We start from the raw sequence: 11,076 nt of genomic DNA, 5'->3' as shown, positions 1-11,076 counted from the left end.
AGTCCTTCTGTCTTTAACGATCTTGGCATCAGTTACGACGATTTGACATTTTTTAAAGAAATTGGAGCAGATGGAATTCGACTAGACTTAGGATTTACAGGGAATGAAGAATCGATTATGACATTTAATCCACAAGGGTTAAAAATCGAATTGAATATTAGTAATGGTACGCGTTATTTGGAAAATATTTTGAGCTATCAGGCTAATGCGGAGAACTTATTAGGTTGTCATAACTTTTATCCGCATCGTTACACCGGTCTAGGTTATGAACATTTTATAGAAACCTCTAAGCAATACAAAAACAAAGGCATTCGAACAGCGGCTTTTGTTAGTTCACAAAAAGCCACTATCGGTCCTTGGCCAGTCAGTGAAGGATTGTGCACATTAGAAATGCATCGAGAGTGGCCGATAGCCGTCCAAGCCAAACACCTTTGGGCAACGGATGTGATCGATGATGTGATCATTGGTAATGCTTTTGCTTCTGAAGAGGAATTAAAAGCATTAAGTACAATTAATCCATACCAATTGACCTTAAATGTTGAATTGGTTGAAGATATTCCAGAAACAGAACAAAAAATTGTGTTGGAAGAATTTCATTTCAACCGTGGAGATGTGTCGGATTATGTCATTCGTTCAACACAAAGCCGTGTTAACTATAGTGGTGTCGATTTTCCGGTATTTAATACACCAAGTATTATTGAAAGGGGGGATATTATTATTGAAAGTTCGCTTTATGAACGCTATGCCGGAGAGTTGCAATTAGCACGGTTGCCAATGCAAAATTCTGGTAAATCAAATGTCGTTGGGCGAGTAGTAGAAAGTGAAATGGTATTATTGGACTTGATTAAGCCATGGCAAAAATTTAAATTCCAAACTATACCAAAAAGTTAGTTAAAGGACTTATTATTTTAAAGTAACCATTAAAAGATGCATAAGGAGGAATTATCAATGAACGGTTTTATCGATTTTATGGAAAAACACTTTATTCCACGCGCTTCAAAAATTGGAGCACAACGTCACTTAGTGGCTATCCGGGATTCTTTTATTGTCACAATGCCGCTAATGATTTTAGGATCATTAGTACTTTTGGTCAATAATTTACCTATCCCAGTATATCAAAATTTTATGAATAATATTTTTGGAGAAGAGTTATGGAAATCTTTTGGAGGAAATGTCTGGAATGGAACGTTTGGTATTTTATCTGTTCTAATTGCATTCCTTGTGGCACACAACTTAGCTAAGGATTATGATAAAGATGGAGTAGCTGCTGGAGTTGTTTCTGTAGCGTCTTTCTTTGCGCTAGGCGGATTAACAGGGATGTCTTCAAATGGACTATTTATTGCCTTGATCGTTGGGTTGGTTTCTGCTGAAATTTTCTCGCGTTTATCTGGAAATGATAAATTAGTTGTCAAGATGCCTGAAGGTGTTCCTCCAGCAGTAGCAAAATCATTTGCAGCTATGCTTCCAGCCATGATCACGATCAGTATATTTGGTTTAATCTGTACGATCTTTATTGGATTTGGCATAACAGATATCGTAACTTCATTTTACGATTTAGTCCAACAACCATTTATGGGATTAGCGAATACATTACCTTCAGCACTTCTGTTAGCTTTTATTACACCATTCTTATGGTTCTTTGGTCTACATGGAGCCAATATGGTTGAACCGTTGATGCAAACGATTAATGCACCAGCTATTGAAGCAAATATGGCAGCTGTGACAAATGGAGATGTTGCACCTTATATTGTTAATAAACCATTCTTTGATTCTTTTGTTAACTTAGGTGGAACAGGAGCAACATTAGGTCTGATTATTGCTATCTTGATTTTAGCTCGTCGCAATAAAGCTTATAAAGTCATAACAGGCTTAAGCACAGCTCCAGGAATTTTTAACATCAATGAACCTATGATGTTTGGATTGCCAATTGTATTGAATCCAATTTTGTTCATTCCATTTATTTTAACACCAGTTGTTTTGGTTCTTGTAGCTTATACAGCGACGAAGTTTGGTTTGGTCCCTGCAGCAGTAACCATGCCGCCATGGGTAACTCCTCCGATCATTGGTGGAATTTTAGCCACACAAAGCATTGCAGGTGGAGTGTTAGCTGCAATCAACTTAGTTATTTCTGTTGTTATCTATGCGCCTTTTGTTAAAATAGCAGACCTACAAGCTGCGAAAAAAGCTGAGGAAGATCAAGCTAAAGAAAATTCAGCTATTTAAATAATAATAAAGTTGAAATATAATTAAAAATAAACGTATTTACAAATTTAAATAAGAAAGAGCTAAACCTTCAATTTGGAAGTTTAGCTCTTTCTTTATTTATTTTTATTTTTTATGTAGAAAGAAATAGTAAAAGTGCTTTCGTTTTAGTTAGTTGGCTAAGCTCTAAGAATATTTTAACATCAGATAAATTATTCCTATGCTACAAAATGCTTAACACTAACTGAAGCATTTATACGTTCTTCATAAAAACGAGCATAAGTGACCCATTTGTAGGGTGTTACCCATATATAAGGTATACCAAATGTAAATAGTGCTAAGATATCCCAAAGTAAAAACGATAGATCCATAATAAACCAATCCATCTTGAAGCCTTCCATTAATTCTTCGCTTTTAGAAAGGGCTTCTTTATAGCTGAGATCAGCATTATCTACTAATAAGTAAGAGACGAGAGAATAAGAATAAGCTTTATAGATACCTGGTATAATTAAGAGAAGCGACCAAAAAAAGATTGAAATTTCTCTAAGCCACATAGTTAACACATAGCGATTACCATCAGTTTTGAAGGCTTCTAATAGGTCTTTTTGAAAAGAAATCGGTTGATGTCGATTAATTTTTAAAATTAATTTATTAATAAAAGGTGAAATAGATGAAGCAAGTATACTGACAATCAGTGAAAGAATAAAACTAGGTAAAATACGTAGACCGTCATCTTCTGATATTACTCCATAAATGTCGAGTAAAATAGGAATGATAGTGATCAATAGTATAGTGGTAAAGTGATGCTTAATGGTGTCTCTTGCAAGTTTTTTTATATACTTTCTGTCCAAATAGATTTCCCCTTTAGTGTCTATTTTTTTAGAGCTACTTATTGTTTCTGTTAGTGTAGCAAAATCAATAGAAAAATAAAAGAACCTATTTTATTTTTTAAAAATCAAAATAAAAATGAAACAATTATCGATTGGTATGGGTGGAAAAATCAAAAAAGAATTCCTGAAAAGATAAGAATTCTTTTTTGATTATTTAGTTCAAAAAGTTAAAGATAGCATCTCGCAAAAATTTTGCAGCTCCATTTCCTGCTGATTCGTCGTAATAGCTGGTGAATCTTGGGTCATCCACGTACATTTGTGCCAATCCTCGATGTGCTTCTTTTGAGTAGCTTGGCCAAGTGAAAGACAACCATTCTTTGTGGAGTTGGGTTACTTGTAAAGCTTCTTTGCTAGCAGGGTCGTTTGTTTGCTTGGCTATTTTTAAATCTTCTAGTATTTTAGCGGACAAGTCTTGCATTTTATTGTAATCTTCTTGGCTTAAACCAGCAAATTTTTGATTGGTTTTTTTAATGGTTTCAGCGCCATACTTTTCTCGAATTTCTGTACCATATTGAGTTTCATTTTTTTTCAGCAACTCTTCTTTAAATCCTTCAAATTTTTCTTTGTCAGACATTTGGATATTTCCTCTCTTATTTGCTAATGTTTTGTCAATTGTTTTTAGTAATTGGTCAACTTGTGCTTTTTTAGCTAATAAACGTTGACGGTGGTCCATTAAAGCTTTCTCACTATCAAAATGAACATCATTTAGTATTTGCTTGATATTATCTAAAGGCATTTCCAAATTACGGTAAAATAAAATTTGTTGCAGTTTTTCAATTTCTTGCTCACCGTATATACGATAGCCATTAGAATTTTTTCGTTTAGGTGCCAACAAACCAATTTCATCGTAATAGCGAAGTGTTCGATTGCTCACGCCAGCTATGCGACTTAAAGCATTTATTGTATATTCCACTACTAATCCTCCTTTCTAATCAGCTTGATTTATATTGATTGTAAACCTTCACGCAACGTAAAGGTCAAGGGTTTTAAAAAATTGACTATTTAAATTTATTTATGTTCTTTTTTATAAATTCAGGAACTGGTATTCCTATAGCATTTAAATTTTCAAGGATAGAAAATCCATAATGAGCAATATAAAAAGAAATCAGGAGTTGAGCGTAAGAATCAAATTCAAATATAGAAAAATAAATATAAAATATTAATACAAGCAGTATCACGAGCCCATCTTTTAGCAATCGTTTAACACTAAAGACTTGAGTAAATTTTACAGACTTATTAAACAAGCAAAAGTTGATAAAATCAGTGGAAAAATCAACTAAAATAGTAAGAATAAACAAATAGATATAGGAATCAAAATAAGGATTAATAATCGTATAGAAAAAAATTAAAAATGAAAGATCCATAACTTCACTCCTTTATTTAATTACACTAAATGAGTATTTTTAAAAAGGGATATGCATTTAAATAGTCTTTAATTTAGATTTATACTCGTATCGTGTAAATTAATGATACAGTTCGTTTGTGAATTAGTCAATAATATATACTCGAACGATGTAATATTGTTTTAATTTTGTCTCAAATCGTGTAATATAAAGATAGAAAATAGTAATAGAGGTGTACTATGGATATCTATAAATTGAGGGAATTACGAAAAGAAAAAAAACTAACACAAGAAGATATGGCTGGCGTCCTGGAAATTGCTCGCACAACGTATGCTAATTATGAGCAAGGAACCAGAGAACCGGATAACAAGACTCTTAATAAATTAGCTGATTATTTTCAAGTGTCAACCGATTATTTGTTAGGTCGTGATGTTCCAAATTGGGCGACGCCTGAAGATTTGATTGACTTAGAAGAAATGCTGAATAATAACGTTCACATGGCTTATGGCGGAGAAGATTTAACAGAAGAAGACAAACAACGCGTACAAGATGTTTTGGCCGCTGTTTTTTGGGATAGAATGAAAAAAAGAAGGGATTAAATGTTTGAAAAGTGGTATGACTTGATCCAACAATTGTATAAAGAATTTAAAACGTATGATCCATTTGTTTTAGCGGAAAATAAAGGGATAGATGTTCTTTACGTGCCTTTCGGCGAGACTCCAAAAGGGGAAACGGTACGCTTTAAAGATGAAACAATTATTTTACTGAATGAACAATTAATAGAAGAAAATGAACGCTTTTTTGTATTGGCCCATGAGTTGTATCATGCGATTGAACATGAACACCTTAGTGCCTACTATACGACCCAAAGAAATGGAAAAGGCACACTTGAAAGAGAAGCCAATATTTTTTCGGGACAACTAATGATAAAAATGTATGAAGAAACTTATGGTTTCCCCCCTGAGACTTTCAAGGATTTACAGCATCACTATGGTGTCTCAGAGGAACTAGAAGACTATTTAACTAGATAAAGTAATTATCATTAAACTAAATAAACTTACGCACAACAGAGTATGGACTTTATAAAAACTCACACGGCTTTTAAAAGCCGTGTGAGTTTTTATAAAGTCCATACTCTGTTGTGCGTAAGTTTATTTAGTTTAATGATAATTACTTTATCTAGTTAAATAGTCTTCTAGTTCCTCTGAGACACCATAGTGATGCTGTAAATCCTTGAAAGTCTCAGGGGGGAAACCATAAGTTTCTTCATACATTTTTATCATTAGTTGTCCCGAAAAAATATTGGCTTCTCTTTCAAGTGTGCCTTTTCCATTTCTTTGGGTCGTATAGTAGGCACTAAGGTGTTCATGTTCAATCGCATGATACAACTCATGGGCCAATACAAAAAAGCGTTCATTTTCTTCTATTAATTGTTCATTCAGTAAAATAATTGTTTCATCTTTAAAGCGTACCGTTTCCCCTTTTGGAGTCTCGCCGAAAGGCACGTAAAGAACATCTATCCCTTTATTTTCCGCTAAAACAAATGGATCATACGTTTTAAATTCTTTATACAATTGTTGGATCAAGTCATACCACTTTTCAAACATTTAATCCCTTCTTTTTTTCATTCTATCCCAAAAAACAGCGGCCAAAACATCTTGTACGCGTTGTTTGTCTTCTTCTGTTAAATCTTCTCCGCCATAAGCCATGTGAACGTTATTATTCAGCATTTCTTCTAAGTCAATCAAATCTTCAGGCGTCGCCCAATTTGGAACATCACGACCTAACAAATAATCGGTTGACACTTGAAAATAATCAGCTAATTTATTAAGAGTCTTGTTATCCGGTTCTCTGGTTCCTTGCTCATAATTAGCATACGTTGTGCGAGCAATTTCCAGGACGCCAGCCATATCTTCTTGTGTTAGTTTTTTTTCTTTTCGTAATTCCCTCAATTTATAGATATCCATAGTACACCTCTATTACTATTTTCTATCTTTATATTACACGATTTGAGACAAAATTAAAACAATATTACATCGTTCGAGTATATATTATTGACTAATTCACAAACGAACTGTATCATTAATTTACACGATACGAGTATAAATCTAAATTAAAGACTATTTAAATGCATATCCCTTTTTAAAAATACTCATTTAGTGTAATTAAATAAAGGAGTGAAGTTATGGATCTTTCATTTTTAATTTTTTTCTATACGATTATTAATCCTTATTTTGATTCCTATATCTATTTGTTTATTCTTACTATTTTAGTTGATTTTTCCACTGATTTTATCAACTTTTGCTTGTTTAATAAGTCTGTAAAATTTACTCAAGTCTTTAGTGTTAAACGATTGCTAAAAGATGGGCTCGTGATACTGCTTGTATTAATATTTTATATTTATTTTTCTATATTTGAATTTGATTCTTACGCTCAACTCCTGATTTCTTTTTATATTGCTCATTATGGATTTTCTATCCTTGAAAATTTAAATGCTATAGGAATACCAGTTCCTGAATTTATAAAAAAGAACATAAATAAATTTAAATAGTCAATTTTTTAAAACCCTTGACCTTTACGTTGCGTGAAGGTTTACAATCAATATAAATCAAGCTGATTAGAAAGGAGGATTAGTAGTGGAATATACAATAAATGCTTTAAGTCGCATAGCTGGCGTGAGCAATCGAACACTTCGCTATTACGATGAAATTGGTTTGTTGGCACCTAAACGAAAAAATTCTAATGGCTATCGTATATACGGTGAGCAAGAAATTGAAAAACTGCAACAAATTTTATTTTACCGTAATTTGGAAATGCCTTTAGATAATATCAAGCAAATACTAAATGATGTTCATTTTGATAGTGAGAAAGCTTTAATGGACCACCGTCAACGTTTATTAGCTAAAAAAGCACAAGTTGACCAATTACTAAAAACAATTGACAAAACATTAGCAAATAAGAGAGGAAATATCCAAATGTCTGACAAAGAAAAATTTGAAGGATTTAAAGAAGAGTTGCTGAAAAAAAATGAAACTCAATATGGTACAGAAATTCGAGAAAAGTATGGCGCTGAAACCATTAAAAAAACCAATCAAAAATTTGCTGGTTTAAGCCAAGAAGATTACAATAAAATGCAAGACTTGTCCGCTAAAATACTAGAAGATTTAAAAATAGCCAAGCAAACAAACGACCCTGCTAGCAAAGAAGCTTTACAAGTAACCCAACTCCACAAAGAATGGTTGTCTTTCACTTGGCCAAGCTACTCAAAAGAAGCACATCGAGGATTGGCACAAATGTACGTGGATGACCCAAGATTCACCAGCTATTACGACGAATCAGCAGGAAATGGAGCTGCAAAATTTTTGCGAGATGCTATCTTTAACTTTTTGAACTAAATAATCAAAAAAGAATTCTTATCTTTTCAGGAATTCTTTTTTGATTTTTCCACCCATACCAATCGATAATTGTTTCATTTTTATTTTGATTTTTAAAAAATAAAATAGGTTCTTTTATTTTTCTATTGATTTTGCTACACTAACAGAAACAATAAGTAGCTCTAAAAAAATAGACACTAAAGGGGAAATCTATTTGGACAGAAAGTATATAAAAAAACTTGCAAGAGACACCATTAAGCATCACTTTACCACTATACTATTGATCACTATCATTCCTATTTTACTCGACATTTATGGAGTAATATCAGAAGATGACGGTCTACGTATTTTACCTAGTTTTATTCTTTCACTGATTGTCAGTATACTTGCTTCATCTATTTCACCTTTTATTAATAAATTAATTTTAAAAATTAATCGACATCAACCGATTTCTTTTCAAAAAGACCTATTAGAAGCCTTCAAAACTGATGGTAATCGCTATGTGTTAACTATGTGGCTTAGAGAAATTTCAATCTTTTTTTGGTCGCTTCTCTTAATTATACCAGGTATCTATAAAGCTTATTCTTATTCTCTCGTCTCTTACTTATTAGTAGATAATGCTGATCTCAGCTATAAAGAAGCCCTTTCTAAAAGCGAAGAATTAATGGAAGGCTTCAAGATGGATTGGTTTATTATGGATCTATCGTTTTTACTTTGGGATATCTTAGCACTATTTACATTTGGTATACCTTATATATGGGTAACACCCTACAAATGGGTCACTTATGCTCGTTTTTATGAAGAACGTATAAATGCTTCAGTTAGTGTTAAGCATTTTGTAGCATAGGAATAATTTATCTGATGTTAAAATATTCTTAGAGCTTAGCCAACTAACTAAAACGAAAGCACTTTTACTATTTCTTTCTACATAAAAAATAAAAATAAATAAAGAAAGAGCTAAACTTCCAAATTGAAGGTTTAGCTCTTTCTTATTTAAATTTGTAAATACGTTTATTTTTAATTATATTTCAACTTTATTATTATTTAAATAGCTGAATTTTCTTTAGCTTGATCTTCCTCAGCTTTTTTCGCAGCTTGTAGGTCTGCTATTTTAACAAAAGGCGCATAGATAACAACAGAAATAACTAAGTTGATTGCAGCTAACACTCCACCTGCAATGCTTTGTGTGGCTAAAATTCCACCAATGATCGGAGGAGTTACCCATGGCGGCATGGTTACTGCTGCAGGGACCAAACCAAACTTCGTCGCTGTATAAGCTACAAGAACCAAAACAACTGGTGTTAAAATAAATGGAATGAACAAAATTGGATTCAATACAATTGGCAATCCAAACATCATAGGTTCATTGATGTTAAAAATTCCTGGAGCTGTGCTTAAGCCTGTTATGACTTTATAAGCTTTATTGCGACGAGCTAAAATCAAGATAGCAATAATCAGACCTAATGTTGCTCCTGTTCCACCTAAGTTAACAAAAGAATCAAAGAATGGTTTATTAACAATATAAGGTGCAACATCTCCATTTGTCACAGCTGCCATATTTGCTTCAATAGCTGGTGCATTAATCGTTTGCATCAACGGTTCAACCATATTGGCTCCATGTAGACCAAAGAACCATAAGAATGGTGTAATAAAAGCTAACAGAAGTGCTGAAGGTAATGTATTCGCTAATCCCATAAATGGTTGTTGGACTAAATCGTAAAATGAAGTTACGATATCTGTTATGCCAAATCCAATAAAGATCGTACAGATTAAACCAAATATACTGATCGTGATCATGGCTGGAAGCATAGCTGCAAATGATTTTGCTACTGCTGGAGGAACACCTTCAGGCATCTTGACAACTAATTTATCATTTCCAGATAAACGCGAGAAAATTTCAGCAGAAACCAACCCAACGATCAAGGCAATAAATAGTCCATTTGAAGACATCCCTGTTAATCCGCCTAGCGCAAAGAAAGACGCTACAGAAACAACTCCAGCAGCTACTCCATCTTTATCATAATCCTTAGCTAAGTTGTGTGCCACAAGGAATGCAATTAGAACAGATAAAATACCAAACGTTCCATTCCAGACATTTCCTCCAAAAGATTTCCATAACTCTTCTCCAAAAATATTATTCATAAAATTTTGATATACTGGGATAGGTAAATTATTGACCAAAAGTACTAATGATCCTAAAATCATTAGCGGCATTGTGACAATAAAAGAATCCCGGATAGCCACTAAGTGACGTTGTGCTCCAATTTTTGAAGCGCGTGGAATAAAGTGTTTTTCCATAAAATCGATAAAACCGTTCATTGATAATTCCTCCTTATGCATCTTTTAATGGTTACTTTAAAATAATAAGTCCTTTAACTAACTTTTTGGTATAGTTTGGAATTTAAATTTTTGCCATGGCTTAATCAAGTCCAATAATACCATTTCACTTTCTACTACTCGCCCAACGACATTTGATTTACCAGAATTTTGCATTGGCAACCGTGCTAATTGCAACTCTCCGGCATAGCGTTCATAAAGCGAACTTTCAATAATAATATCCCCCCTTTCAATAATACTTGGTGTATTAAATACCGGAAAATCGACACCACTATAGTTAACACGGCTTTGTGTTGAACGAATGACATAATCCGACACATCTCCACGGTTGAAATGAAATTCTTCCAACACAATTTTTTGTTCTGTTTCTGGAATATCTTCAACCAATTCAACATTTAAGGTCAATTGGTATGGATTAATTGTACTTAATGCTTTTAATTCCTCTTCAGAAGCAAAAGCATTACCAATGATCACATCATCGATCACATCCGTTGCCCAAAGGTGTTTGGCTTGGACGGCTATCGGCCACTCTCGATGCATTTCTAATGTGCACAATCCTTCACTGACTGGCCAAGGACCGATAGTGGCTTTTTGTGAACTAACAAAAGCCGCTGTTCGAATGCCTTTGTTTTTGTATTGCTTAGAGGTTTCTATAAAATGTTCATAACCTAGACCGGTGTAACGATGCGGATAAAAGTTATGACAACCTAATAAGTTCTCCGCATTAGCCTGATAGCTCAAAATATTTTCCAAATAACGCGTACCATTACTAATATTCAATTCGATTTTTAACCCTTGTGGATTAAATGTCATAATCGATTCTTCATTCCCTGTAAATCCTAAGTCTAGTCGAATTCCATCTGCTCCAATTTCTTTAAAAAATGTCAAATCGTCGTAACTGATGCCAAGATCGTTAAAGACAGAAGGACT

General features: G+C 33.3%; 14 protein-coding genes. 7 read left to right on the top strand and 7 right to left on the bottom strand.

The annotated features are described in order from the left end of the window. Together ABS911_RS12645 and ABS911_RS12650 are read left to right on the top strand one after the other, a co-directional pair. The coding region (locus tag ABS911_RS12645) for a DUF871 domain-containing protein (protein WP_350467858.1) at positions 1 to 891 on the top strand (891 nt) is incomplete at its 5' end. A 57-nt stretch (positions 892 to 948) separates the two neighbouring features. Continuing rightward, positions 949 to 2,223 (top strand): PTS sugar transporter subunit IIC, encoded by a 1,275-nt coding sequence (locus tag ABS911_RS12650; protein WP_034537654.1) that lies wholly within the window; start codon positions 949 to 951, stop codon positions 2,221 to 2,223. Between the two features lie 197 nt (positions 2,224 to 2,420). Here the strand turns inward: ABS911_RS12650 and ABS911_RS12655 are convergent, their stop codons facing one another. From ABS911_RS12655 to ABS911_RS12665, 3 genes are all read right to left on the bottom strand, one after another. Then, positions 2,421 to 3,053 carry a DUF975 family protein gene (locus tag ABS911_RS12655; RefSeq protein ID WP_251165763.1) on the bottom strand — a complete coding sequence of 211 codons (633 nt, stop codon included), beginning with the start codon at positions 3,051 to 3,053 and terminating at the stop codon, positions 2,421 to 2,423. 193 nt (positions 3,054 to 3,246) lie between these two features. Then, complete coding sequence (locus tag ABS911_RS12660) at positions 3,247 to 4,005, bottom strand: MerR family transcriptional regulator (RefSeq protein WP_350467859.1); 759 nt, start codon at positions 4,003 to 4,005, stop codon at positions 3,247 to 3,249. A gap of 85 nt (positions 4,006 to 4,090) precedes the next feature. Beyond that, positions 4,091 to 4,456, bottom strand: a complete 366-nt coding sequence (locus ABS911_RS12665; protein WP_350467860.1) for a phage holin family protein — start codon at positions 4,454 to 4,456, stop codon at positions 4,091 to 4,093. 218 nt (positions 4,457 to 4,674) lie between these two features. Between ABS911_RS12665 and ABS911_RS12670 the strand changes: the two genes are divergently transcribed. After that, entirely contained in the window at positions 4,675 to 5,034 is a 360-nt protein-coding gene (locus ABS911_RS12670; RefSeq protein ID WP_034537651.1) for a helix-turn-helix domain-containing protein, read from the top strand. After that, on the top strand, positions 5,035 to 5,466 hold the full coding sequence (locus tag ABS911_RS12675; protein WP_350467861.1) for an ImmA/IrrE family metallo-endopeptidase: 432 nt from the start codon (positions 5,035 to 5,037) through the stop codon (positions 5,464 to 5,466). Positions 5,467 to 5,610: 144 nt separating this feature from the next. Here the strand turns inward: ABS911_RS12675 and ABS911_RS12680 are convergent, their stop codons facing one another. Together ABS911_RS12680 and ABS911_RS12685 are read right to left on the bottom strand one after the other, a co-directional pair. Further along, on the bottom strand, positions 5,611 to 6,042 hold the full coding sequence (locus ABS911_RS12680; RefSeq protein WP_350467861.1) for an ImmA/IrrE family metallo-endopeptidase: 432 nt from the start codon (positions 6,040 to 6,042) through the stop codon (positions 5,611 to 5,613). Next, entirely contained in the window at positions 6,043 to 6,402 is a 360-nt protein-coding gene (locus tag ABS911_RS12685; protein WP_034537651.1) for a helix-turn-helix domain-containing protein, read from the bottom strand. It lies immediately after the preceding gene. 218 nt (positions 6,403 to 6,620) lie between these two features. Between ABS911_RS12685 and ABS911_RS12690 the strand changes: the two genes are divergently transcribed. The 3 genes from ABS911_RS12690 (at position 6,621) to ABS911_RS12700 (ending at position 8,656) form a co-directional block, all read left to right on the top strand. After that, on the top strand, positions 6,621 to 6,986 hold the full coding sequence (locus ABS911_RS12690) for a phage holin family protein (protein WP_350467860.1): 366 nt from the start codon (positions 6,621 to 6,623) through the stop codon (positions 6,984 to 6,986). Positions 6,987 to 7,071: 85 nt separating this feature from the next. Further along, complete coding sequence (locus ABS911_RS12695; RefSeq protein ID WP_350467859.1) at positions 7,072 to 7,830, top strand: MerR family transcriptional regulator; 759 nt, start codon at positions 7,072 to 7,074, stop codon at positions 7,828 to 7,830. A gap of 193 nt (positions 7,831 to 8,023) precedes the next feature. Continuing rightward, complete coding sequence (locus tag ABS911_RS12700) at positions 8,024 to 8,656, top strand: DUF975 family protein (RefSeq protein WP_251165763.1); 633 nt, start codon at positions 8,024 to 8,026, stop codon at positions 8,654 to 8,656. A gap of 197 nt (positions 8,657 to 8,853) precedes the next feature. On the opposite strand, the gene ABS911_RS12705 is transcribed toward ABS911_RS12700, so the two are convergent. Both ABS911_RS12705 and ABS911_RS12710 read right to left on the bottom strand, forming a co-directional pair. Next, a complete protein-coding gene (locus tag ABS911_RS12705) occupies positions 8,854 to 10,128 on the bottom strand; it encodes a PTS sugar transporter subunit IIC (protein WP_034537654.1) in 1,275 nt (424 codons plus the stop codon). Positions 10,129 to 10,185: 57 nt separating this feature from the next. Beyond that, on the bottom strand, positions 10,186 to 11,076 hold an 891-nt coding region (locus ABS911_RS12710), incomplete at its 5' end, for a DUF871 domain-containing protein (protein WP_350467858.1).

It is taken from the genome of Carnobacterium sp. (assembly GCF_040274425.1).
Note: the sequence above shows the minus strand (reverse complement) of the source record. Positions and strands in the feature narration are given on the sequence as shown.

Bases quoted from the DNA above. Each gene is read 5' to 3' on its own strand.
- ABS911_RS12650 (WP_034537654.1), top strand. From the start codon at position 949: ATGAACGGTTTTATCGATTTTATGGAAAAACACTTTATTCCACGCGCT.
- ABS911_RS12665 (WP_350467860.1), bottom strand. From the start codon at position 4,456: ATGGATCTTTCATTTTTAATTTTTTTCTATACGATTATTAATCCTTAT.
- ABS911_RS12670 (WP_034537651.1), top strand. From the start codon at position 4,675: ATGGATATCTATAAATTGAGGGAATTACGAAAAGAAAAAAAACTAACA.
- ABS911_RS12675 (WP_350467861.1), top strand. From the start codon at position 5,035: ATGTTTGAAAAGTGGTATGACTTGATCCAACAATTGTATAAAGAATTT.
- ABS911_RS12680 (WP_350467861.1), bottom strand. From the start codon at position 6,042: ATGTTTGAAAAGTGGTATGACTTGATCCAACAATTGTATAAAGAATTT.
- ABS911_RS12685 (WP_034537651.1), bottom strand. From the start codon at position 6,402: ATGGATATCTATAAATTGAGGGAATTACGAAAAGAAAAAAAACTAACA.
- ABS911_RS12690 (WP_350467860.1), top strand. From the start codon at position 6,621: ATGGATCTTTCATTTTTAATTTTTTTCTATACGATTATTAATCCTTAT.
- ABS911_RS12705 (WP_034537654.1), bottom strand. From the start codon at position 10,128: ATGAACGGTTTTATCGATTTTATGGAAAAACACTTTATTCCACGCGCT.